Below are 24227 nucleotides of genomic sequence, written 5' to 3'. Positions count from 1 at the left end.
CCCGATGACAGTATCCTTGCTATGAACAAGACAGCGGATGGGGCATGAACAGGGATCGATTTCAGCTGAGGCGGCGAAGCGACCACTTGGTCTATACGTTTCATCGCAAACAGCTGCCCGACGGAAAGATCGGCTATCAGCGTGAGGACGCCGACCTCTGGACCAGCTTTCAGCCAGGCTTCGGCTGGGGCGTTTGGGACGACAAAGACGGGGTTTTGCTCGGCAGACCGTGGAACGTGCCATTTCCCGAGCAAGATGCCGATTACCCGCCTGAAGGCGAGTGGGTGAGCAAGAAGGGCGAGAAATCCCACGTCTACGAATTGGTCTATGTTTAGCTGCCCTGAGAGGGCGTGCCACGTTGCCCCTCACCCCGGCCCTCTCCTCGCATGCGGGGAGAGGGAGTCTTAATCGATAGCCTACGATCTTTCACGCAAATTCGCCGCCTTGCACGGTCGTCCCTTCTCCCCGCATGAGTGGGGAGAAGGCTAGGATGAGGGGCCATGCCCGCAAGCGCGGCATCGGCAAACGCAACTGACTTGCCCGAATTCTCTTACCCCACCCGTTCCACAGCGATCGCCGTCGCCTCGCCGCCGCCGATGCAGAGCGCGGCAACGCCGCGCCGCGCGCCCTGGCGCTCCAGCGCATGCAGCAGCGTCACGATCAGCCGCGCGCCCGTGGCGCCGATCGGATGACCGAGCGCGCAGGCGCCGCCATTGACGTTCAAGCGATCGCGCGCAATGCCGAGCTCCTTCGCGGCGGCCATGGCAACCACGGCAAAGGCTTCGTTGATTTCGAAGAGATCGACATCGCCGATCTTCCATCCGGTCTTGTCGAGCACCTTGCGGATCGCCGGGATCGGCGCGGTGGTGTACCAGGCCGGCTCCTGGCTGTGCGTGGCATGCGCCTTGATCTCGGCAAGAATCGGCAACCCCTCGCGCTCGGCAATCGAGCGGCGCGTCAGAATGAGCGCCGCAGCACCATCGGCATTGGCCGAGGCACTGGCGGCCGTAATGGTGCCGTCCTTGCGGAAGGCAGGTTTCAGCATCGGGATCTTTTCCGGCGAAACCTTCTGCGGATGCTCGTCCTTGGCAATCGTCACCGGGCCGCCCTTGGCGGCGACCGAAATCGGCGTGATCTCGGCCGCAAAGGCACCGTTTTCGGTAGCTGCACGGGCGCGTGACAGGGTCTCGACGGCATAGGCATCCTGATCGTCGCGGCTGAACTGATAGGCTTCGACCGCCATCTCGCCGAAATCGCCCATCGAGCGGCCCTTCTCATAGGCATCCTCCAGCCCGTCGAGCATCATATGGTCGAAGATGCGGTCATGGCCCATGCGATAGCCGCCGCGCGCCTTGGCGAGCAGATACGGCGCATTCGACATGGATTCCATGCCGCCGGCAACCGCGATCGAGGCCGAACCGGCGAGGATGAGATCATGCGCCAGCATCGTCGCCTTCATGCCGGAACCGCAGACCTTGTTGATGGTGGTGGCGCCGACGGCATCCGGCAGGTCGGCCCCGCGAGCAGCCTGCCGGGCCGGCGCCTGCCCCTGCCCCGCCGGCAGGACGCAGCCGAACAGAACTTCATCCACCCTCTCCGCCGCCAGACCCGCACGATCCAGCGCGGCGCGGATGACATGCGCGCCAAGCTCCGGCGCCTGCAATGGCGAAAGGTCTCCCTGGAAACGACCAAGCGGCGTGCGCGTGGCGGATACGATGACGACGGGATCGATAGCGGACATGACATCTCCTCACAGTCTGCAAACGGCATCTTGCTGATACGATTAGCACGTTAGATGATGATCGTCATCTAAATATGACGGGTGTAACCGGATTGAATGTCGCAGGTCGCGGCAGGTGAGGATGCAATTGCCTCCGCGCGCGACACCGCCTATGGATATTCATATTTGGAAAAAAGGATATTCTATGCCGCTTTACATCAAGGACGACGCCATCGACCGTCTGGCACGGCGTTATCAGGCGCTGACCAAGAGCTCCACCAAGACGGAAGCCGTGCGGCTCGCCTTGCAGAAGGCGTTGGATGAAGAACTGACGAAACCGGCTCTCGCCGATGTCGCCGTCGCCTTCTGCCGCAATCTCAAGCGGAAGGCCATTGCCAAGGACGAAAGCTCCGTCGCAAGGGAGGAGATTTGATGTTCATCGACGCTTCCGTGCTATCGGCGATGATGACCGACGAAGAGGAGGCGCGCGCCTTCGCCATCCGCATGCAGCCGGCAACGGTCAGAATGACCTCGCCGCTTGTCGCAGCCAACGCCGCAATCCAGGTTTCCACCGCTTTGGGATTGTCGCCGACCGAGGCCGGCGAAGCAGTGCGCACATTCCTGCAACTGATGAATATTCAGTTGCTCGCAATTCCGCCCCGTGCCGCCGCTTTGGCGGCTGAAGCATATGAGCATTTTGGCCAAGGCCGCCATTCGGCGGGCCTCAGCCTTGACGATTGCATGACCTATGCCTGCGTTCGCTATTATCGCCAGCCGCTATTGTCGAAAAGCGACGGGTTCAAGCAGACGGACATCGAGCCGGCCTAAGCAGCTCGATGCGATACTGCCATCAAGGGCAAAGCGATGCTGAACCTGCGGAAAATGCGCTCGCGCGCGCGCCGACAGAGTTCGGTGCGGCAGCGCATTGCAGACGGGAAATCGTGTCACCCGCGCGGATCGGGCCAGTCACCGAAGGGTCGGTATTGATAACCCCGTTCGGGAGGATGGCGTCCTTCGAATGATCGACGCTCCCGATGTCGGTCTGCAGCGCCTCGACATTAACGCGATTGACGCGCTTGGGATGATGCTTATGCACCTGCTCCGCCATGGCGGCACTGGACATGGCGACGACGAGAGCGGAGATGGCGAGGGTTCTGAGCAGCATGGGACTGGCTCCTGTGGGAGTTGACGCGATTTTCATATGGGAATTGGCGAGCCATTTTTACAGCGGCTTGCCTGTCAATATCGTTAAGAATTTGAAGGTTTTGATCAGGGCTTCACTTTGTGGCGGGACACCTCTGCGCCGGCATCATGCGGCAGGCTGATGAAACGCAGTGCGGAGATGGCACCGATAAGGCCAACGGCGAGGAAAGCCCAGCGGAAATCGACGAGCGAAAGCGTTTCCCCACCATGAAAAGTGCGCGAGAGATTGAGAACGGCGGCGGCGACGGCAACGCCCAGCAACAGCGAAACCTGCTGCAGCATGCTCGACAATGTCGAGGCGGAACTGCGCTGCGCAGCATGGATATCGGCAAACCCCAGCGTATTCAGCGCCGTAAAATTCATCGATCGTGAAAGGCCGGCAATAAATAGCAGGCAATATATCAGAAGGTCAGATGTCGACGGCGAAAGGAACGCACATCCCGCAATGCTCGCCGACGAGATCAGGCCGTTGACGACGAGCACGTTGCGGAAGCCGAAAATCCTCAACATCTGCGTCGTGATTGCCTTCATGCCGAGGTTGCCGGCGAAATAGAACAGCAGATAGGTGCCGGCGTCGATCGCCGTCTTGCCGAAGCCCACCTGGAAGAGCAGCGGGATGAGGAAAGGCGTGGCGTTGATCGCGACCCGGCTCGCCGTTCCCGCCGAAAGCGTCGACATGGCGAAGGTCTGCACCTTGAAGGCGGAAAGATCGAGCAGGGGCTCGTCGACCTTCAGGAAATGCCGGGTGGCAATAACGGAAAAGACCACGCCGACTGCGATCAACCCGACGCTGGCCACGAGTGCGGTGGTGCCCTGAACCACGAATTCGAGACCGGCCAGCAAAAAGGTCAACCCTGCCGCCGATAGCAGGAAGCCGACGACATCGAGCCGTGCGACCTTTTCCTCGCGCTGATCGGGCACGAAGCGCAGGACGAGACCAAGGCCGATAATACCGATCGGGATGTTGATCAGGAAGTTCCAGTGCCAGGTCAGGTAGGTGGTGATGAAACTGCCCAGCACCGGGCCGATGACGGGCGCCGTCAGCGCCGGCCATACGATCATCGACATGGCATTGACGAGATCGGACTTGCGCGCGTTGCGCAGCACGATGATGCGTCCGACAGGCGTCATCAACGCACTGCCCAGACCCTGAACCGCACGAGCGATGATAAACTCGGTCAAATTGCCGGAGAGGCCGCAGAACAGCGACGCCATGGTAAAGATGGCGATCGATGCCAAGAACACCCGCCGGGCGCCATAGCGATCACCCGCCCAGCCGGCCAGCGGCACGAAGGCCGCCATGGTCAGCAGATAGACCGTGATGCCGATGCTCATCGACACCGGCTCGACGCCGAAGCTCACCGCCATCTGCGGCAACGAGGTCGTGATGATCGTACCGTCCAGAAACTGCATGAAAAAGGAGACGGCGACGACAAAGGCGATGATGCGGGATTGCCGGCCGAAATTGTCTTCGGAAGGCTGCTCTATGGTCCGGGCGACGGTCATGACGTGAATTTCAAAAAATGACGTTCAAACAGGCCGGAGATTGCCGGCAATAATGATAGGATCATTGAATACGCCGATGACGGCGGCTTGCAAAGTCGCAACCACGACCGACGCCATCAAAAATCGGTACGGTGACAAAGAAGCCGCGATGCTTGCGAGGGTTGCTTGGCAGCGCCGTTTGCCCGGACAGCCATCCCAGGGTCAATCGTCCGAGTAACGCTGCTCCCGCCAGGGGTCGCCATACATGTGATAGCCATTCTTCTCCCAGAAACCGGCCCGGTCGGCGCCGATGAGCTCGATGCGGTTCAGCCACTTGGCGCTCTTCCAGAAGTAAAGGTGCGGCACAACGAGCCGCATCGGCCCGCCATGTTCGCCGGTCAGCGGCTGGCCTTCCCAGGCGGTGGCGAGGATGGCGTCCTCAGCTGCGAAATCGGCAAGCGGCAGATTGGTGGTATAGCCGTCATAGCTCGTCAGCAGCACATGATGCGCCTCGGCCGTCGGCATAACGAGATCGAGGAGATCGCGCGTCGAAACCCCTTCCCAGCGATTGTCGTAGCGCGACCAGGTCGTCACGCAATGAATGTCGCTGACATGGGTGCTTTGCCCGATCGCCTGGAAAGCCGCCCAATCGAGGCTGAACAGCTTTTCCACGAAGCCGAAGACATCGAGCCGCCAGCTGGAGAGGGAAATCTGCGGCTGCACGCCGAGATCGAGCACCGGCCAGTTCTTCACGAGATGCTGCCCCGGCGGCAGCCGCTCGGTTTCGGGCCGGCTGACACGACCCGTCAGAAACTTGCCCTCCGCCGCCCAGCGGCGCTTGGAAGTCGTGAGCTTGCTGTCAGTGGGAATCTGGTCGTCGCTCATGCAGCTATCCTCTCTGCGGCACAGAAATAGGATAAGCGAGCTGAGCAGGAGTCAAGCCATGGACGGAAGATAGCCGACTATATAGCCGCGATCGTGATTTGGAACAGCAGCGCCTTGCCCGCGATCGAGCGCCGGTCGGCGTTAGTGTCCGAGACGAGCAGGCAATCGCCCGAAGCAAGCGCCATGCCATCGATTTCAGCATTGCCGCGATGGCAAAGAACAAGGCCCGTACCGCCCGTCAACGCGATTTCGCAGTCACCATCGACCGAAACGCGCCGCACCGAATGGGTGAAGCGTCCCCGCCGCGTCATCACATTGAGGTCCGTGATCGTGCCATCGATCAAGGTTGCCGAGGTCGGCGCATCGGCCGCAAAGGGTAGCGGCTCGCTCGCCTGCGTCAGGCGCTTGGCCTCATGCCCCTCGATGAAGAGGGTCATGCCTTCGCCATCGAGAATGGATAGCGTACGATCGATGCCCGGAAAGACCGAGAACGGCCCGTCCGTAGCAACGGTCGCCATGCTGACGCGCCAGTCGAAGTCGGCAAGCCCCACGCCGTCGGGCGAAACGGCGATCTCCACCGTTTCGCCGCCGCCGTTTTTCCAGGGCATGCGCTTGTGATCACTGGCGCGTAACAGCTTCATCTTAGTTCCCCAGGATAGCCGGCAAGCGCAGGCCCTGCTGCTTGGCCCAGTCAAGCGCGATATCGTAGCCTGCATCGGCGTGGCGCATGACGCCGGTTGCCGGGTCGTTCCAGAGAACGCGCTCCAGACGGCGGGCCGCATCATCCGTGCCGTCGGCGCAGATGACCATGCCGGAGTGCTGGCTGAAGCCCATGCCGACGCCGCCGCCGTGATGCAGCGACACCCAGGTCGCACCGGACGCGGTGTTGAGTAGGGCGTTCAAGAGCGGCCAGTCGGAAACGGCATCCGAGCCGTCCTTCATGGCTTCCGTTTCGCGGTTTGGCGAAGCAACCGAGCCGCTATCGAGATGGTCGCGGCCGATGACGACAGGCGCCTTTAGCTCGCCGTTCCTGACCATTTCGTTGAAGGCGAGGCCGAGGCGGTGACGATCACCCAGGCCGACCCAGCAAATGCGCGCCGGCAGGCCCTGGAAGGCGATGCGCTCGCGCGCCATGTCGAGCCAGTTATGCAGGTGAGTATTGCCGGGGGTGAGTTCCTTCACCTTGGCGTCGGTCTTGTAGATATCTTCCGGATCGCCCGAGAGAGCGGCCCAACGGAAGGGACCGATGCCGCGGCAGAAAAGCGGGCGGATATAGGCCGGCACGAAGCCCGGGAAGGCGAAGGCGTTTTCGAAGCCTTCATCCTTGGCGACCTGGCGGATGTTGTTACCGTAGTCGAGCGTCGGCACGCCGGCGTTCCAGAAATCGACCATGGCTTCGACGTGAACCTTCATCGAAGCGCGGGCGGCGGCTTCGACGGCCTTCGGGTCGCTCTCGCGCTTGGCCCTGTGTTCGGCAACGGTCCAGCCGGCCGGCAGGTAACCATTCAGCGGGTCGTGGGCAGAGGTCTGGTCCGTGACGATATCCGGGCGCGGACCCCCGGCCTTCATGCGCTTCACCAGTTCCGGGAAGATTTCGGCGGCATTGCCGAGCAGGCCGACCGACTTGGCTTCGCCGGCATTCGTCCACTTGTCGATCAAGGCAAGCGCTTCGTCGAGCGTCTTGGCCTTCTCGTCGACATAGCGGGTGCGCAGGCGGAAATCGATGCGGGTTTCGTCGCTCTCGACGGCAAGGCAGCAGGCGCCGGCCATGACGGCTGCGAGCGGCTGTGCGCCGCCCATGCCGCCGAGGCCGCCGGTCAGGATCCACTTGCCCTTGAGGTCGCCGTTGTAGTGCTGGCGACCGGCTTCGACGAAGGTCTCATAGGTGCCCTGCACGATGCCCTGCGTGCCGATATAGATCCACGAGCCGGCCGTCATCTGGCCGTACATGGCAAGGCCCTTCTTATCCAGCTCGTTGAAGTGATCCCAGGTCGCCCAGTGCGGCACGAGGTTGGAGTTGGCGATGAGTACGCGCGGCGCATCCTTGTGGGTGCGGAACACGGCGACCGGCTTGCCCGACTGCACGAGCAGCGTCTCGTCTTCGTTGAGCGTCTTCAGCGTCGCGGCGATACGGTCGAAATCGTCCCAGGTGCGGGCAGCGCGGCCGATGCCGCCGTAGACGACCAGCTCGTTCGGGTTTTCCGCAACGTCCGGATCGAGATTGTTCATCAGCATGCGCAGCGGCGCTTCGGTCAGCCAGCTCTTGGCGTTGAGCTCCGGGCCGCGAGGCGCGCGGATTTCGCGGATATTATGGCGTGGGTTGGTCATGTCACATCTCCAAGGAAGGCAGGATGTCGGTTGAAATCGAGGCATTGAGGGCGCCGGAAGCGATCAGATCGCTGGCGGCCTTGAGGTCGTTTGCCATGTAGCGGTCTACCTCCAGCGAAGGGACGGCGGCACGGATGGCGGCAATTGCAAGCTTCAGTTCCGGGCTGGTGACCAGCGGTGCGCGCAGCTCCACACCCTGGGCAGCCGTCAGCGCCTCGATGCCGATGATGGCGAAGAGGTTTTCGGTCATGCCGAGCAGGCGGCGCGCGCCATGGCAGGCCATGGACACATGGTCTTCCTGGTTGGCCGACGTCGGCGTCGAATCGACCGAGGCCGGATGCGACATCTGCTTGTTTTCGGACATCAGCGCCGCCGAGGTCACTTCGGCAATCATCAGGCCCGAGTTCAGGCCCGGCTTCTTGGCGAGGAAGGCCGGCAGGCCATAGCTCAGCGCGGGGTCGACGAGCAGCGCGATACGGCGCTGCGCAATCGCGCCGATTTCGCAAACGGCAATCGCGATCTGGTCGGCGGCAAAGGCGACGGGCTCGGCGTGGAAATTGCCGCCGGAAACGACGGAATTGTCCGAAAGCACCAGCGGATTGTCGGTGACGGCGTTGGCCTCGATTTCGAGCGTGCGGCCGACGGAGCGCAGAAGGTCGAGGCAGGCGCCATCCACCTGCGGCTGGCAGCGGATGCAATAGGGGTCCTGTACGCGCTCGTCGCCCTCGATATGGCTTTCGCGGATCACAGAGCCGGCGAGCAAGCCGCGAAGGGCAGCGGCCGTATCGATCTGGCCCTTATGGCCGCGCAGCGTATGGATATCGGGATGAAACGGTGCTGAGGAGCCCATCGCCGCATCGGTCGACATGGCGCCGGTGATGAGGGCGGCCTGCGCGGCGCGATGGGCGCGAAAGAGGCCGGCAAGCGCAAGGCCGGTCGAAACCTGCGTACCGTTGATCAGTGCCAAGCCTTCCTTGGCGGCGAGCACGACCGGCTTCAAGCCGGCCTTCTCGAGCGCTGCAGCGCCGGACAGCTGTTCGCCGGCGTAGAAGGCTTCGCCATGACCCATCATGACGGCGGTCATATGCGCGAGCGGTGCCAAATCGCCCGATGCGCCGACGGAACCCTTTTCGGGGATCACGGGAACGACGCCCTTTTCGAGCATGCCTTCGATCAACCGCACCAGCTCCAGCCGCACGCCGGACGCGCCGCGTCCGAGCGAAACCAGCTTCAGCGACATGATAAGACGAACGACATTCTCGGGCAGCGGCTGGCCGACACCGCAGCAATGCGAGAGGATGAGATTGTGCTGCAGCGTCGCAACATCGGCGCTGTCGATCTTGATGGACGCCAGTTTGCCGAAGCCGGTGTTGATGCCATAGACCGGCGCGTTGCCGGCGGCGATTTCAGCGATGCGAGCGGCCGCCTTGGCGATGCCGGCATCGAAGGAGGCATCGAGCCTGGCCGGCTCACCGGTCCAGTAGATTGCCGCCAATTGCGCGAGCGAAACGGAGCCGGGGTGGAGAACGACGGTCATCGGTTGAACCTTTTTCCCTTGAAGACATGGGCATGGAGGGGATTGAAGCCGATGCGGTAGACGAGCTCCGCCAGGCTTTCGACATCCCAGATGGCAAAATCGGCCGACTTGCCGGCTTCGAGCGTGCCCGTTTCAGAGAGCAGCCCAAGGGCACGCGCGCCCTCGCGCGTCGCGCCGGCAAGGCATTCTTCCACGGTCAGGCCAAAGAGCGTCGCGGCCATGTTCATGGTGAACAGCATCGAGGTCAGCGGCGACGTGCCGGGGTTGCAGTCCGTTGCGATCGCGATCGGCACGCCGGCATCACGCAGCGCCTGCACCGGCGGCTTCTGCTTTTCATGAATGGCATAGAAGGCGCCGGGGAGAAGCACGGCAACAGTGCCGGAAGCAGCCATTGCCTTGACGCCGTCTTGATCCAGATATTCGACGTGATCGGCTGACAGCGCGCCATAGGAAGCGGCAAGCTTCGCACCGCCGAGATTGGAGAGCTGTTCCGCATGCAGCTTCATCGGGATGCCAAGCGACTTGGCAAGATCGAAAACGCGGGCGATTTCCGCTGTCGAAAAGGCGATGCCCTCGCAGAAGCCGTCGACCGCATCGACGAGCCCTTCGGCATGAGCCTGCTTAAGGCCCGGCAGCACGACATCAGTGATATAGTCGCCGTTGCGGCCCTTGTAATCGGCCGGCGTGGCATGAGCGCCCAGATAGGAAGTGACGACACGAACCGGGCGAACTTCGCCGAGCTTACGCGCGGCGCGCAGCATTTTCAGCTCGGATTCGACGCTGAGACCGTATCCGGACTTCACTTCGATGGTGGTCACGCCTTCGGAAAGCAGCGTATCGAGCCGCGGCAGCGCGACGGCAACGAGTTCATCGACGGAAAGCGCACGGGTCGCATTGACGGAGGAAACGATGCCGCCGCCGGCCCGCGCGATCTCTTCATAGCTTGCGCCTTCCAGCCGCATCTCGAATTCGCGGGCGCGATTACCGCCATAGACGATATGCGTATGGCAATCGACGAGGCCGGGGGTCACCCAGCGTCCCTCGAGATCGATCGCTTCGGCACCGGAGGTATCAGGCAAGTCGGCTTCGCTGCCCGCAAAGACGATGCGGCCATCCCTCGTCAGGATCGCACCCTTCTCGATCGTGCCGAGCCGGGCCTCGCCTTCTTTCAAGGTCGCGAGACGCGCGTTGCGCCACACGCGGCTTGCCGCGCCGTTTTCCTTGCCATTGTCGGAAAAATTGTTCCCACCCATCAGCTTTACGCCTTTCCTCGTTGGCTCATAATGTATATACATAATCGAAAGGCTGACAAGAGGGATTTTGGACTCCGCGTCCAAAAGGAAAGGGTGAGACCATGACGACACTTCATGCACGCACTGCATTGCTTGGCGACGGATGGCACGAGAATGTGCGGTTGACCCTCGAAGGCGGACGGATCGCCGCCATTGCGACGGATGTCGCAGCCGAAGCCGGTGACAGCAGGCAGGATGTTCTGGTGCCGGCGATGCCGAACCTCCACAGCCATGCCTTCCAGCGCGCCATGGCCGGCCTTGCCGAAGTCCGCGGCCCGGCAAACGACAGCTTCTGGAGCTGGCGTACCGTCATGTACAAGTTCGCCCTGTCGATGACCCCGGATCATGTCGAGGCCGTCGCCGCGCAGCTCTACATGGAGATGCTGGAAGCCGGCTTCTCCCGCGTCGGTGAATTCCACTATCTGCATCATGACAAGGACGGCAGCCATTATGCCAATATCGCCGAGCTCGCCGAGCGCATCGGCGCTGCCAGCGCCGAGACCGGCATCGCGCTGACGCTGCTCCCCGTCTTCTATGCCCATTCCGGTTTCGGGGGCGCCGCGCCCATCGAGGGCCAGCGTCGCTTCATCAATTCGATCGAGAGCTTCGAAGCGCTGATATCAGGCTGCCGCACCGTCACCAGCCGCCTGCCCGGCGCCGAACTCGGCATCGCGCCGCATAGCCTGCGCGCCGTGACGCCGAAAGAGCTGGCAAAGCTCGTGCCGATCGCCGGCGACGGGCCGGTCCACATCCATGTCGCCGAGCAGGTGAAGGAAGTGGAAGACTGTATCGCCTGGTCGGGTGCCCGCCCCGTGCAGTGGCTGCTGGACAACGCGCCTGTCAATGATCGCTGGTGCCTGATCCATGCCACGCACATGACCGAGGACGAAACCCGGCGCATGGCCAGAAGCGGCGCGATCGCCGGCCTCTGCCCGATCACCGAAGCCAATCTCGGCGACGGCGTTTTCGAAGCGCCGCTCTTCCTCGAAGAAGGCGGCCGCTACGGCGTTGGCTCGGATTCCAACGTCCTGATTTCGGTGCCCGAGGAGCTGCGGCAGCTCGAATATTCGCAGCGCCTCGCACGTCGCGCCCGTAACGTCATCGCCACGACCGGCGGCTCGACGGCCCGCATGCTGTTCGACGGCGCCTTGGCGGGCGGCGGCACAGCCCTGAAGGCACCCGCGGGTCTTGCCGTCGGCAACCATGCCGACATCGTTTCGCTCGACACGAGCGCCGTGCCTTACCTCTCCGGCGACCGCATCCTCGATCACTGGACCTTTGCCGGCGGCGTCAAGGTCGATGGTGTCTGGGTTCTCGGTCGCAAGCAGGTCGAAGCAGGGCGCCACGGCAAGAGAGAGGCGATCTCTGCGCGCTTCCGTAAAGCGATGGCCGAACTCATTGGTTAAAAACCGCTTTTCCTCCCATTGATTGGCCCCTAAATAACGTCCGGTAAATCCCATGTCTCACACGAAACAGACGGACGGTATGACCACGAGCAAAGAGGCGACTCTGCATCAGCGCATCCTCAGCGACATCGAGGGTCAGATCGTCTCCGGCGCCTGGCCGCCCGGCCATCGCATTCCATTCGAGATGGATCTGGCTGAGCAGTATGCCTGCTCGCGCATGACGGTGAACAAAGTGCTGACCCAGCTTGCGCGCGCCGGTCTGATCGAGCGGCGCAAGCGCTCGGGCAGCTTCGTCACGCATCCGCAGGCGCAATCCGCCGTGCTTGAGATCCACGACATCAAGTCTGAGGTCCTGTCGCTCAACCTGCCCTATTCGCACAGGCTGATAAAGCTTGCCGAACGGCGCGGACGGCAGGAAGACGCGCGCAGACTGCAGTTCGTCGGCTCTATCCCGGTGATAGAGATCACCTGCATCCACTATGCTGGCCCGCGCCCCTTCTGCCTGGAAAATCGCGTTATCAATCTGGACGCGGTGCCGGAGGCGGCAACGGCGGATTTCGAGACACTCCCGCCTGGCCCCTGGCTGCTCAACCAGGTGCCATGGAGCACCGCCGAAAACCAGATCCGCGCGATATCGGCCGAAGGCGACGCCGTCACCAATCTCGATATCCAGAAGGGTACGGCCTGCCTTGTCGTCGAACGCCGCACCTGGAGCGCGGCCGGCCCGATAACGCATGTCCGTCTCACCTATCCCGGCGATCTCCATAGCCTCGTTGCGCGCTTTACACCCGCAAGCTGACCACGTTTTCAGACCTATTCTAATGACGCTGCGGAGATTCTGTCGGCGGCGGGATCAGGCTTTCCGATTGACGGAAGGGCTGGACGGGATCGACCAGCAGGATGCTGAGCGCAATCAACACCAATGCCAGAATCAGAATGATTCCGATCAAAAGTGGACGAATCGCGGTCATTTCGTTCTCCAATCTCCCCAGCCCTGCGCAACGCGCGATAGGGAATTCGAGATAACCGGCGCAGTCTAACGGCAAACGTTAATCAATGCTTTATGTTCTGGCGAATATTTGCCCTTTTCCCGAAATTTTTCCTCTCGCCGGCCAAGAAGGCCGTCTCACGCTTGTTTGAATGGCGAATGGGGCAGCCGGCGCATAGGATCGTGGCGCAGATGCCCTATGCCCATCGTAAGGCATGGCAAAGATCCTGCAGACAGGCCGCAAATTTCTCATCGTAGACGACCGGCCGATCGCACGGTCGACATTCAAGGGAGACACTGCCCATGCATCGCAAACGTCTGATCGCGGTTGCGCTTACGCTCTCCGTCGCAACGCTCGCCGCGTTGCAAAGCGCCAACGCTGCCGAGCGGGTAAGGGTGCGCGGCACCGTGGAAAGCCTCGATGGCGATACCCTCAAAGTCAAATCCCGCGACGGCAAGGACGTCAGCGTTGCGCTGAAATCGGGTCTGAACGTCGGTGGTGTCGTCAAGGCCGCCATCGCCGACATCAAGCCCGGCGATTTCGTCGGTATCGCCTCGAAGCCGACCGATAGCGGCATCAATGGCGCGATCGAAGTGGTGATATTCCCGGCCGCGATGAAGGGAACGGGCGAAGGCGACCGCCCCTGGGATGCGCAGCCGAACAGTTCTATGACCAATGCGACGGTCGCCAATGCCGTGACCTCCGTCAACGGCCCGACCCTGACGCTCACCTACAAGGGCGGCGAACGCAAGATCAAGATACCGGATGGCACGCCCGTCGTAACACTGGCGCCGGCGACGAAAGCCGATCTGAAACCCGGCGCCGGCGTCTTCATCACAGGCGAGCAAACGGACGGGACCACGGTCTCCGCCGACCGCGTCGCCGTCGGCCTCAACGGCACCGTGCCGCCGATGTGAGCGCTGATTTGCCATCTAAAGAAAACAGGCGGACCGCATTGCTGCGATCCGCCTGTTTTCTTGATGCGTGGCGAATATTTAGGACCTCGTCACTCCGCCGCCTGCGCATGCGGGCGATGGTCGACGGCTTCGTCCTCATCGTCCTCTACCGGCTTCGGCTGTTTCCAGGCGATCAGGCGATAGAACATCGGGATGAAGAAGGTGGCGATGAAGGTCGCCGCGAGCATCCCGCCGATGACGCCGGTGCCGATGGCATGGCGGCTCGCCGAGCCCGCGCCGCTGCTGATCGCGAGCGGCACGACGCCGAGGATGAAGGCGAGCGAGGTCATCACGATCGGGCGGAAGCGCAGCCGCGCCGCCTCGAGCGCGGCTTCCGCCGCACCCATGCCTTCCTTGCGCTTCAGCACCGCGAACTCGACGATCAGGATGGCGTTCTTTGCCGCCAGGCCGATCAGCGTCACCATGCCGATCTGGAAGTAGACGTCGTTGGTCAGCCCGCGCAGATAGGTGGCAAGCAACGCACCGAACAGCGCGAAGGGGATCGCGGTGATGACGGCGAGCGGCAAGCTCCACTTTTCATACTGCGCAGCGAGGATCAGGAACACCATGATGACACCGAAGATCATCGCCTGCGTGCCGGCACCACTGGTCTCCAGCTCCTGATAGGCGGAGCCCGTCCAGGCAATCTGGAAGCCCTGCGGCAACGTCTCGGCCGCCACTTGCTGCATCGCCTTGATCGCGTCGCCTGACGTATAGCCGGGCGCCGGATTGCCGGTGATCTTGGCGGCATTGAAGGCATTGTAGCGTTCGAGCTGGTCCGGACCGATCGAGCGCGTCACCTTGATGAGGGTGTCGAGCGGGATCATCTTGCCGCTGTCCGAGCGGACGAAGACCTGACGCAGATCGTCGGGCGATTCGCGGAACGGCGCTTCCGACTGCAGGTTGACCTGATAGTTGCGGCCATAGAGCGTGAAGTCGTTCACGTAAAGGCTGCCGAAGGTTGCCTGCATGGCATCGAAGACGGAGTTGATCGGCACACCGAGCGCCTTGGCCTTTTCACGGTCGAGATCGGCGCGGAACTGCGGGACGTTGGTGTCGAGCGTCGTGCGGACACCAGCCAGCTCCGGTCGCTTGGAGGCGGCCGCCACGAGCTTCTGCGCCTCATCGGAAAGACCGGCGACACCCTTGCCGCTGCGATCCTGCAGATAGACCTCGAAGCCGCCGGTCGTCGAAAGACCCATGATCGGCGGAGGATTGAAGGCCAGCACCATGGCATCCTTGATGCCCATGTTGGCGCCGATCATCGGGCCTGCGAGATTGCGGGCATCGAGTTCCGGCGTCTTGCGCTCGCTCCAGTCCTTCAGCGTCACGAACGCGACGCCAGCGCTGCTCTTCAGGCCGCCGGACAGGAGGTCGAAGCCCGAGACTGCAAAGACGTTCTCGACGCCCGGCAGCTTCTGGGTGTTGACCATTGCCTCGTCCATGACAGCCTGCGTACGCGTCAGCGAGGCGGCCGGCGGCAGGATGGCGATCTGGAACAGCGAACCCTGATCCTCGTCCGGCACCAGCGAACCCGGCAGCGTATAGAAGAGATAACCGGTGACGCCGAGCAGGCCCGCCACCAGCACGCAGCCGACGATGACGCGCTTCAGGAAGAAGGCGACGCCTGCCGCATAGCCAGCCGTCAACCGGTCGAAGGCGCGATTGAAGATGCGGAACGGCAGGACCGGCTCGTGATGGCCCGGCTTCAGGATTAGCGCGCAGAGCGCCGGCGTCAGCGTCAGCGCCACGATACCGGACAGGGTAACCGAGATCGCGATGGTGACGGCGAACTGCTTGTACATCTGGCCCGCCAGCCCGCCCATGAACGAGACCGGGATAAAGACGGCGCAGAGCACGAGCACGATAGCGATGACCGGCCCGGTCACTTCGCCCATCGCCTTGATCGCGGCCTTTCTCGGGGACAATTTCTCTGTCGTCATCAGACGCTCGACGTTTTCGAGCACGACGATGGCGTCGTCGACGACGATGCCGATGGCGAGCACCAATCCGAACAGGGTCAGAAGGTTGATCGAGAAGCCGAGCAGATACATGCCGGCGAACGTGCCGATAATCGAGATCGGCACCGCGATGACCGGGATCAACGTCGCCCGCCAGTTCTGCAGGAAGACGAAGACGACGATAATGACGAGCAGGATCGCTTCGATGAAGGTCTTGATCACCTCCTCGATCGACACCTGGATGAACTTCGTCGTGTCGTAGGGGATTTCATAGGCAACGCCCTGCGGGAACGACTTCTGCAGCTCGTCGAGGCGCGTTTTGAGTGCCTGCATCGTGTTCAGGGCATTGGCGCCCGGCTGCAGGTAGACGGCGATCGGGATGGCCGGCGTGCCATTGAGGCTGCTCTGAACCGAATAGCTCTTGGTGCCGAGCTCGATGCGCGCCACGTCCTTCAGCCTGAGCGTCGCGGCGTTCGCCGTCGAGCGCAGGATGATTTCGCCGAAGGCATCGACGTCGGGCAAGCGTCCTTGCGTCGTCACCGTATAGGTGAAGGCCTGCGGATTGTTGCTGGGCTGATCGCCGAAACGGCCGGCGGCAAACTGCGAATTCTGTTCCTGGATCGCGGTCGCGACATCGCTCGGCGTCAGATTGTACTGGGCCAGCTTGTCCGGCCGCAGCCAGATGCGCATGGAGTAGTCGATATCGCCAAGCAGATTGACGTCGCCGACGCCCGGAATGCGCTTGAGGTCGTCGACGACGTTGAGCAGCGCATAGTTGCCGACATAGGTGCGGTCATAGCGGCTGTCGGTCGAATACATGGCGATAAAGCCAAGGATCGAGGTCGACCGCTTCGTCACGACGACGCCGAGGCGCGTCACGTCCTGCGGCAAGGTCGATACCGCGCGCTGGACGCGATTGTTGACGTTGATCGCTGCCTGATCCGGGTCCGTGCCGAGCGCGAAGGTCACCGTGATCTGCATGGCGCCGCTGTTGGAGTTCGTCGACTGCATGTAGAGCATGTTTTCGACGCCGTTGATCTGCTGCTCCAGCGGAGCGGCAACGGTCTGCGCCACCGTCTCGGCACTGGCGCCGGGATAGGTTGCGGTGACCACCACCTGCGGCGGCGTCAGCTCGGGATATTGCGCGATCGGCAGGATGCGAATGCAGACCGCACCTGCAAGCAGGATGACGATCGAGATCACCGCCGCGAAAACGGGGCGGTCGATAAAGAATCTGTTGCCTAACATTAGTTCTGCGCCACCTTCTTCGCGTCCTTAGGCGTTGCATCGGCCGTCGCCTGCACCGGTGCACCCGGGCGCACCTTGATGATGCCTTCGGTAATCAGCTTGTCGCCGGCCTTGAGGCCAGACAGCACCAGCCAGCTATTGCCGACCTTCTGGCCGAGCGTCACCGGGTTGATGTGCGCCTTGCCTTCCTGGTCGATCGTGTAGACGAACTGCCCCTGCGGACTCTGCATCAGCGCCACTTCGGGGATCGTGATGGCATTGTCGAGCGAAACACCCGTTACCTTCGCCCGGACGAACTGACCCGGCAGCAGGCGGCGATCGGGATTGTCGACCACGGCGCGGGCCTGCAGCGTGCCTGTGGACACGTCGATCGTCGAAGAGGTGAAGTCGACGACGCCATCGTGATCGTAGGTCGAGCCGTCGCCGAAGGAAATCTTGACGCCGAGGTTAGGCGCCTCGCCCTTGGCCTTCTTCATGTCGATCAGCTTGCGCACTTCGGCGGCTTCGGTATCCGAGAAGGAGAAGTTGACGTAGACCGGATCGAGCTGGGTGATGCTGGTGAGCAACCCGGTATCGCCCGTCGTGCCGATGAGGCTGCCTTCGGAGACCTGCTCGAGGCTGGTGATGCCGCCGACCGGGGCTGTGACCTGCGTATAGTCGAGATTGAGCTGTGCCGTCTGGACCTGCGCCTGCGCAGCCGCAACGGCCGCCTCCGCCAGCTCCCGCGCCGAAATCGCATCATCCCGCGCCTTTTGTGTCGCAGCATTCTGCTGGAAGAGCGTGACGTTGCGCTTCTCTTCGCGCTGGGTCTGGGTCAGCTGCGCCTGGCTCTGCTGCAATTGCGCCTGGGCCTGGGCAAGCGCTGCCTTGTACGTCGCCGGATCGATGAGGAACAGCACATCGCCGGCCTTCACTTCCGCGCCTTCGACAAAGTTTCTTTTCAACAGGATACCGCCCACGCGCGCCCGCACGTCGACTTGCCTAAAGGCGGAGATGCGCGCAGCATATTCATAGGAGAGCGCCACGGTCTGGGGCTTGACGTCGACCACGGTCACCTGTGGCGGCGGCATCTGTCCGGCTTGCTGCGCGAGGGAGGAAGACGCGCAGAAAAAGAGCAGTCCGGCCGCAAGGAGACTGTTGCGCAGAAGGAGGGATTTATGCGTCGTCATGGGAAAATCACCGCGAGATTCGACATTCTTGTTGCGCTGCAATATACAAACATACATGAATGATTGTAAATACCAAATCGACGTGGCTTTCGTGTCTGGTGTCGGGAACCTCAAGCGGGTCTAGAACATTGGCGCATGAAATCAGCGACATAGAGCGAGGCGAAATCCCCCTTTTCGCCCGCGGAATTTTTGAGGAGGCGCATGCGCAGAACCAAGGAAGATGCCGCCAAGACCCGCGAGGAAGTGCTGACTGCCGCCGCCGAGATTTTCTATGAAAACGGCGTCAGCGGCTCGAGCCTCGAAAAGATCGCACAGCGCGCCGGCGTGACGCGCGGCGCGATCTACTGGCATTTCAAGGACAAGGCCGAGGTGCTCACGGCACTGCACAGGGAAATTCGCCTGCCGCAGGAAACCATCGTCGACTATGCGATCGAACATGGCCACGACGATCCGCTCGGGCTGATCGAGGAAGGCGCCATCCAGGTGCTGCAGACCCTTGCCAACGACGAGCAGCAGCAGCGGGTCTTCGCCATCATGATCCTCGGCTGCGAGTTCACGGAGCACCTGTCCGATGCAGCCCAGAGAATAGTGACCGCCAATCACGAAATGTTCGGCAAGCTGACGCGACTGATAGAGATGGCCGACCAGCAGAGCCCGCTTGCGCCGCTATGGACCGCCGACACCGCCGCTCGCGCCATCCAGTGCTCCATGAACGGCCTGCTGGCCGAATGGCTCCGGTCGAGCAAATCCTTCCCCCTGGTCGATATCGGCGAGCGGCTGATACGCAGCCTCATCGGCTCCATGCGCGGCGCGAAAGCCGCTGGCCGCCTCCAATAAGGACAAAAGCTGAAACGCTGGAAGCAAAGCCAGGGATAGCAGGGCGCCTCACGCGCCGGCATGGCGCACGGCCTCGGCAAGAGAGATGTCCGACTTGATTTCCCGCGTCGACATCGATGTCACCGTATGCCGGACGCCCGGAAGCCGGTTGAGTTCCTGCCGTAGCAGCCGGTCGAGTGCGGCCATGTCTGTCGCAAGGATATGCAGGAGATAATCGGCCTCGCCCGTCGTCGCATGACAGCGCCAGATCAGCGGATGGCGGCGCACGGCAGCCTCGAAGGCATCGAAGCGCTCGACATCGATCGACACCTGCACGAAGGCCTCCAGCCCGAAGCCCAGCCGGGCCGGGTCGAGAAGCGCCCTGTACCCCCTGATGACCCCTGCCTCCTCCAGCGCCTTCACCCGCTTCCAGCAGGGCGTTTTGCTGAGACCGGCGAGATCGGCAAGCGCGGCAAAGGAGATGCGGGCATCAGCCTCCAGCGCAGCAATGATCTTGTGGTCGAGCGCATCCAATTCCATCGTTCTCTCCATTCAGGAAAATATGACCGATCGTACTCTATTTTCCCGATCTTGAATGACAAATAGGAACAATGTTCGGGCCGAAATTCGTATCCTTGAGAAAGGGCAAACATGCTTGGCGGCGAAGAGCCGAACAAAGGGAACGAAGATGCAGAAGAAAGACTATTACGCGCGCATCGAGGCGCCCGAAATGCGCGACTATGGCGTTTACCTGCAATGCGACAAGCTGCTGGCCTGTCAGAAGCCGTTGAACGGCATGGTCAACGGCGACGAATTGCAGTTCCAGATCGTCCATCAGGTCGAAGAACTCTGGATGAAGCTGATGGCCTACACGCTGGTCGACGTCATCGCCTTCATGGAGGAGCGCAATACGCATCGCGTCGTCACCCTCATGGGCCGAGTTCATCGGATCATGCGCATGATGACGACCCAGCTCGATCTTCTCGAAACCATGTCGCCAAAGGAATATCAGCAAATCCGCCTGCAGCTCGGCAATGGCAGCGGCCAGGAATCGCCCGGTTTCGGCTTTCTGCTTCGCATGCCGCCGGATCTCTGGCACGCCTTCAAGGCGAACTATCTAGATGCGCCGGGTCTCACGATCGCCGACATCTATGACGGCGAATACGACCACGGCGACAGCTACGTGGTCGCCGAAGCGCTGGTGGAATATGACGAACTGTTCCAGAAATTCCGCGCCAACCACATGTACCTGATCCAGCGCTCCATCGGGCTCGGTTCGAAATCGCTGAAGGGACGCCCCGTCGAGCTGCTGCAGGCGGGCGCGCGCCATCGCTTCTTTCCCGATCTCTGGGACATCCGCGCCGAAATGACCGATCGCTGGGGCAGCCAATACGGCGTCGTTCGCGATTCCATTTCCAAGCACGACGCCGCAGAATAAGCGCTGACGGTAATTCGCCTTTCGCCATCCGGAATGGCGGAAGGCCTTTCCGGGTGACACAAGATTGAGCCCGCGCTCAAACCCGCCATTTCACCGTCGCGCGACGGTAGGCTGTGACCCTCCTTCGCTCGAAGACGGGCCGGCATTTCTCCACCAAACCGTACCGCCTCCCTCCCTCGCAATCCCCGGCTTGATCCGACCTTCCCATCGCAGGCTCAAAGATTGCCGCGCCGATTGAAGCCCTGCCCCCTCGAAGCTCCCCGATATGGGCAAACGACCGACAGGCCAGCGCTTTCAGCAGCATGGATGCAGCAACCATTGAAATATAGCCCGTTGCATAATTCTGATATCGGTCATATTTGTTTGGTAGCATCACAGCATGATCCTCCCGGAGCCCCGCATGACGCAAGTTCAGGAAGCTGCCACGCAGCGGCGCGCATGGCAATTTGCCAGTCGCGAGGAGGACGACCGTCCGAGCCTGCCCGAAGTCAACGCGACCGTGAAGGTTCCCCATACCGGCAGCTGGGTGCGCCGCCTGATCGCCTTTGTCGGACCGGGCTACATGATCTCGGTCGGCTATATGGACCCCGGCAATTGGGCGACCGATCTCGCTGGTGGCGCGCAGTTCGGCTACACGCTCCTCACCGTCATCATGCTGTCGAACCTGATGGCGATCCTCCTGCAGGCGCTTTCCGCAAGGCTCGGCATCGCCACCGGCCGCGATCTTGCACAAGCCTGTCGCGATCACTATCCGCGCCCGGTCAATCTGGCGCTGTGGCTGGCCTGCGAACTCGCCATCATCGCCTGCGATCTTGCCGAAGTCATCGGCACGGCCATCGCGCTGCAGCTGCTTTTCGGAATCCCGTTGATCGGCGGCGCGCTGATTACTGCGCTCGACGCCTTCCTGGTCCTGCTTCTGATGAGCAAGGGCTTTCGTTATCTCGAAGCTTTCGTCATCGCGCTGCTGACTGTCATCGCCATCTGTTTTGCCGTCCAGATCGCCGCGGCCGCGCCGCCGGTCGCGGCAATCCTCCACGGCTTCATTCCATCGCCCGAAATCGTCACAAACCCCGCGATGCTCTATATCGCCATGGGCATCATCGGCGCGACGGTCATGCCGCATAATCTCTATCTGCACTCCTCCATCGTGCAGACGCGCGCCTACAAGCGCACGGAAGAAGGCCGCCGCGATGCCATCAAGTGGGCGACGGTCGACAGCACCGTCGCGCTGATGCTGGCGCTCTTCGTCAACGCTGCCATCCTGATCGTCGCGGCCGCCGCCTTCCACACCACCGGCCACTCGGATGTGGCGGAGATCGGTCAGGCTTACGAACTGCTGTCGCCGTTGCTCGGTCTCGGCATCGCCTCGACGCTCTTTGCCGTCGCGCTGCTTGCCTCGGGCCTCAATTCTACGGTGACGGCCACACTTGCCGGCCAGATCGTCATGGAAGGCTTCCTTCGGCTGCGGATTCCGCACTGGGCAAGACGACTTTTAACCCGCAGCCTCGCAATTATTCCGGTTGTGTTCGTGACCGCCATTTATGGTGAAAAAGGCACTGCCAACCTGCTGGTGCTGAGCCAGGTCGTCCTGTCAATGCAATTGCCCTTCGCCGTCATTCCCCTGGTCCAATTCGTCACGAATCGCGAGAAAATGGGCAGTTTTACCGTCTCCAGAAGCATAGCCATTCTCTCGTGGATCGTTGCTGCAATCATCCTGGTGCTGAACTTCAAACTGCTCTACGACACCATCGTCGGTTGACGAATCACCCTGAACGCGCGAATCTGGCCCTGTGGACGATCACGGCAATTAACAGACTCGTAATATTTGCCTAGATTTTGCCATGATTTGCCCTAGTTTGGGCCCACCGCAATCTGCAGGGTTCCTCACTTCATGGCCGAAAGTCCATTGCGCGTTCAATTTCCTGCAGAGGCTGCGATCCAGGCGCGGCCGCATCACGATTTTCATATTCCATTTCTGCCGCGTTCCGCCCATCTGCGCCATCTGATCGCCATCGGTCTTGCCGGCACCGCGTCTTTCGGCCTGCTCGCCACGATCGTTTATCCGCTGCTCGCCCGTCATACGATCGAACGGGCAACGCCGGTGCGTACCGCCCAGCTCGCGCGCCCTCAGCCGGCCATGCGGAAAGCCGGTCGTCTGGCGGCAAGACAGCGCTTCGACGGCGCCCGCTTTGCCCAGGTGGCCGAAAAGCTCTCCAGCGGCGAAACCCGAATTTTCACCTATCATCGCACGACGCTGGTCTTCAAATCCGAGGAGACCGCCCTCGTGCGCGGAAATGCAGGCGCGATCAACGCCGCCTATGGCGAGGAACGGGCCGACAAGGTGGTGTTTTCGCCGCCGTCGCTTTCAGATATCCGCCACGGCATCTATCCTCAGTCCACCACGCGCTATGATGCGGTGCGGCGCTCGCGCTTCCCGGTTCGCGGCGTGCCGCTGAATGTCAGCGTGGCGCGCGCCACCACCGGCGAAACCGGCCGCGAATTCCACAGGCTCGTCTCCATGCCGAAGGACAAGCAGGATCTGCAGGACATCCTGGCATCCGCGGGCCTCGGCAGCGATGCCGGCGACGAGCTGCAGCGCGCGCTGGAGACCGACACCGTTTCCCCCGGCGACAGCCTGGAATTGCTGCTTGAGAAGAAGGGCCCCAATGCCCGCCCGAAGCTGATCATGGCGCGTCTCAGCGGCGACAAGACGCCCGAACGCGTCGTTGCCCGCGACGATGCCAACGGTTTCGTGCCGATGGCCAACGACAGGCTGTTTTCCACGCTCTATAGCGAGAGCCAGGCCGACGCCCCGTCTTCGACGGAGGTCGCCGCCGTCGATCTCAAGGGTGTCGACGAAAGCGACGAGACGACGGTCGGCGAAAAGCTCGAAAGAGCCGGTCTGACCAAGGAATATGCCTCGCAGCTCATCAAGCTCGCCAAGGCCAAGGGCATTTCGCTCACCAGCATCGACGATGCTCCCGACAGCGTCGATCTGCTTTTCCGCAAGGCAGATGACGGCCGGAGCGAACTGATGTTCATCGAATTCCACGCCGACGGCGATACGCATCGCTTCTATCTGCACAAGAACGATGGCGAAGACTCTTCGGAATTCTACGATGAACGCGGCCATTCGATCGCCAAGGTCCTCGTGCATCGCCCCGTGCCGAACGGCACGCTCGGCGACGGTTTTGCCTGGCGTATTCACCCGATTCTCGGCGTGAGGAAATTCCACAACGGCGTCGATTTCCGCGCCCCGATGGGCAGCCCCATCCAGGCCGCCGGCGACGGTGTCGTCGAAAAGATCTCCTGGGAAACCGGCTACGGCAAATATGTCCGCATCCGCCACGACGGCGGCTACGAGACCACCTATGCCCATATCTCGTCGACGCCGTCGGATCTGCGTGTCGGCGAGCGCGTCACCCAGGGACAGGTTATCGCCTATGTCGGCTCGACGGGCTACTCCACCGGCCCGCACCTCTATTACGAACTGCGGGTCAACGGCCGTTACGAAAACCCGCTGACGGCGCAATTGCCCGCCGGCACCAATCTGACCGGCAAGTCGCTCGACAGCCTGCGCTCGCAGGTGAGCCACGTCGAGAACATCATGAGCTATCTCGACGTTCCGCCAGCGCGCGACAATCCTGCCGCCCCCTTCGCCAGCTTCAATCAAGGCCCGAGCTTTGGGCCGAATTCGGGATCTGACTTCGGACCCAGCCTTGGGCCGAGTTTCGGTCCGGGCCCGGGACCGAGCCACTTCGGCGCACCGTCTCCGTAAATCGGCCAAAAATCCG

General features: G+C 62.0%; 22 protein-coding genes. 10 read left to right on the top strand and 12 right to left on the bottom strand.

Going from position 1 to position 24227, the window contains the following annotated elements; genetic code table 11:
* Nucleotides 1-86: 86 nt before the first annotated feature.
* Nucleotides 87-335: a hypothetical protein gene (locus tag BJ928_RS28990; RefSeq protein ID WP_245432593.1), complete on the top strand. Its 249-nt coding sequence runs from the start codon at nt 87-89 to the stop codon at nt 333-335.
* Nucleotides 336-550: 215 nt separating this feature from the next.
* On the opposite strand, the gene BJ928_RS28985 is transcribed toward BJ928_RS28990, so the two are convergent.
* Nucleotides 551-1741: an acetyl-CoA C-acyltransferase gene (locus BJ928_RS28985; RefSeq protein WP_047634301.1), complete on the bottom strand. Its 1191-nt coding sequence runs from the start codon at nt 1739-1741 to the stop codon at nt 551-553.
* A gap of 184 nt (nt 1742-1925) precedes the next feature.
* Between BJ928_RS28985 and BJ928_RS28980 the strand changes: the two genes are divergently transcribed.
* Both BJ928_RS28980 and BJ928_RS28975 read left to right on the top strand, forming a co-directional pair.
* Nucleotides 1926-2153, top strand: a complete 228-nt coding sequence (locus BJ928_RS28980; RefSeq protein WP_047634302.1) for a type II toxin-antitoxin system VapB family antitoxin — start codon at nt 1926-1928, stop codon at nt 2151-2153.
* On the top strand, nt 2153-2548 hold the full coding sequence (locus BJ928_RS28975; RefSeq protein ID WP_047634303.1) for a type II toxin-antitoxin system VapC family toxin: 396 nt from the start codon (nt 2153-2155) through the stop codon (nt 2546-2548). Before BJ928_RS28980 ends, BJ928_RS28975 begins: the two co-directional genes overlap by 1 nt.
* A 22-nt stretch (nt 2549-2570) precedes the next feature.
* Here the strand turns inward: BJ928_RS28975 and BJ928_RS28970 are convergent, their stop codons facing one another.
* The 7 genes from BJ928_RS28970 to hutI all read right to left on the bottom strand — a co-directional run bounded on the left by BJ928_RS28970 (nt 2571) and on the right by hutI (nt 10411).
* The gene (locus BJ928_RS28970; RefSeq protein ID WP_047634304.1) at nt 2571-2885 is read right to left on the bottom strand and encodes a hypothetical protein; all 315 of its coding nucleotides are present in this window, start codon (nt 2883-2885) and stop codon (nt 2571-2573) included.
* A gap of 104 nt (nt 2886-2989) precedes the next feature.
* Nucleotides 2990-4429, bottom strand: a complete 1440-nt coding sequence (locus BJ928_RS28965) for an MFS transporter (protein ID WP_047634305.1) — start codon at nt 4427-4429, stop codon at nt 2990-2992.
* 201 nt (nt 4430-4630) lie between these two features.
* Nucleotides 4631-5293 carry a sulfite oxidase-like oxidoreductase gene (locus BJ928_RS28960; RefSeq protein ID WP_047634306.1) on the bottom strand — a complete coding sequence of 221 codons (663 nt, stop codon included), beginning with the start codon at nt 5291-5293 and terminating at the stop codon, nt 4631-4633.
* Nucleotides 5294-5370: 77 nt separating this feature from the next.
* Complete coding sequence (locus BJ928_RS28955; protein ID WP_047634307.1) at nt 5371-5934, bottom strand: HutD family protein; 564 nt, start codon at nt 5932-5934, stop codon at nt 5371-5373.
* Between the two features lies 1 nt (nt 5935).
* Nucleotides 5936-7621, bottom strand: a complete 1686-nt coding sequence (gene hutU, locus BJ928_RS28950) for a urocanate hydratase (protein WP_047634308.1) — start codon at nt 7619-7621, stop codon at nt 5936-5938.
* Nucleotide 7622: 1 nt separating this feature from the next.
* A complete protein-coding gene (hutH, locus tag BJ928_RS28945; protein ID WP_047634309.1) occupies nt 7623-9158 on the bottom strand; it encodes a histidine ammonia-lyase in 1536 nt (511 codons plus the stop codon).
* Nucleotides 9155-10411, bottom strand: coding sequence for an imidazolonepropionase (gene hutI, locus BJ928_RS28940; protein WP_047634310.1), 1257 nt, complete (start codon nt 10409-10411; stop codon nt 9155-9157). The genes hutH and hutI overlap by 4 nt, the downstream gene beginning before the upstream one ends.
* Nucleotides 10412-10512: 101 nt before the next feature.
* Here hutI and BJ928_RS28935 point away from each other — a divergent pair, with 101 nt between their 5' ends.
* Nucleotides 10513-11856 (top strand): formimidoylglutamate deiminase, encoded by a 1344-nt coding sequence (locus tag BJ928_RS28935; RefSeq protein WP_047634311.1) that lies wholly within the window; start codon nt 10513-10515, stop codon nt 11854-11856.
* Between the two features lie 79 nt (nt 11857-11935).
* Nucleotides 11936-12655, top strand: a complete 720-nt coding sequence (gene hutC / locus BJ928_RS28930) for a histidine utilization repressor (RefSeq protein WP_047634312.1) — start codon at nt 11936-11938, stop codon at nt 12653-12655.
* Between the two features lie 19 nt (nt 12656-12674).
* On the opposite strand, the gene BJ928_RS38945 is transcribed toward hutC, so the two are convergent.
* Nucleotides 12675-12827, bottom strand: coding sequence for a hypothetical protein (locus tag BJ928_RS38945; RefSeq protein ID WP_156151454.1), 153 nt, complete (start codon nt 12825-12827; stop codon nt 12675-12677).
* Nucleotides 12828-13147: 320 nt separating this feature from the next.
* Here BJ928_RS38945 and BJ928_RS28920 point away from each other — a divergent pair, with 320 nt between their 5' ends.
* A complete protein-coding gene (locus BJ928_RS28920; protein ID WP_047634313.1) occupies nt 13148-13762 on the top strand; it encodes a hypothetical protein in 615 nt (204 codons plus the stop codon).
* A gap of 89 nt (nt 13763-13851) precedes the next feature.
* Here BJ928_RS28920 and BJ928_RS28915 read toward each other — a convergent pair whose 3' ends face one another.
* Both BJ928_RS28915 and BJ928_RS28910 read right to left on the bottom strand, forming a co-directional pair.
* A complete protein-coding gene (locus BJ928_RS28915) occupies nt 13852-17010 on the bottom strand; it encodes an efflux RND transporter permease subunit (protein WP_047634316.1) in 3159 nt (1052 codons plus the stop codon).
* Nucleotides 17010-18179, bottom strand: coding sequence for an efflux RND transporter periplasmic adaptor subunit (locus tag BJ928_RS28910; protein ID WP_047634426.1), 1170 nt, complete (start codon nt 18177-18179; stop codon nt 17010-17012). Before BJ928_RS28910 ends, BJ928_RS28915 begins: the two co-directional genes overlap by 1 nt.
* A 201-nt stretch (nt 18180-18380) precedes the next feature.
* Here BJ928_RS28910 and BJ928_RS28905 point away from each other — a divergent pair, with 201 nt between their 5' ends.
* Nucleotides 18381-19016 carry a TetR family transcriptional regulator gene (locus BJ928_RS28905; protein ID WP_047634317.1) on the top strand — a complete coding sequence of 212 codons (636 nt, stop codon included), beginning with the start codon at nt 18381-18383 and terminating at the stop codon, nt 19014-19016.
* A 48-nt stretch (nt 19017-19064) separates the two neighbouring features.
* On the opposite strand, the gene BJ928_RS28900 is transcribed toward BJ928_RS28905, so the two are convergent.
* Nucleotides 19065-19535 carry an Lrp/AsnC family transcriptional regulator gene (locus tag BJ928_RS28900; protein WP_047634319.1) on the bottom strand — a complete coding sequence of 157 codons (471 nt, stop codon included), beginning with the start codon at nt 19533-19535 and terminating at the stop codon, nt 19065-19067.
* Between the two features lie 148 nt (nt 19536-19683).
* Here BJ928_RS28900 and BJ928_RS28895 point away from each other — a divergent pair, with 148 nt between their 5' ends.
* From BJ928_RS28895 to BJ928_RS28880, 3 genes are all read left to right on the top strand, one after another.
* Nucleotides 19684-20433 carry a tryptophan 2,3-dioxygenase family protein gene (locus tag BJ928_RS28895; protein ID WP_047634320.1) on the top strand — a complete coding sequence of 250 codons (750 nt, stop codon included), beginning with the start codon at nt 19684-19686 and terminating at the stop codon, nt 20431-20433.
* Nucleotides 20434-20833: 400 nt separating this feature from the next.
* On the top strand, nt 20834-22192 hold the full coding sequence (locus BJ928_RS28885) for an Nramp family divalent metal transporter (RefSeq protein WP_047634323.1): 1359 nt from the start codon (nt 20834-20836) through the stop codon (nt 22190-22192).
* A gap of 147 nt (nt 22193-22339) precedes the next feature.
* Nucleotides 22340-24211 carry a M23 family metallopeptidase gene (locus BJ928_RS28880; RefSeq protein WP_245432591.1) on the top strand — a complete coding sequence of 624 codons (1872 nt, stop codon included), beginning with the start codon at nt 22340-22342 and terminating at the stop codon, nt 24209-24211.
* Nucleotides 24212-24227 lie beyond the last annotated feature (16 nt).

This window comes from Rhizobium sp. WW_1, assembly GCF_003610155.1.
Lineage (GTDB): Bacteria > Pseudomonadota > Alphaproteobacteria > Rhizobiales > Rhizobiaceae > Rhizobium > Rhizobium tropici_A.
This window is presented reverse-complemented; position numbering and strand designations above follow the sequence as displayed.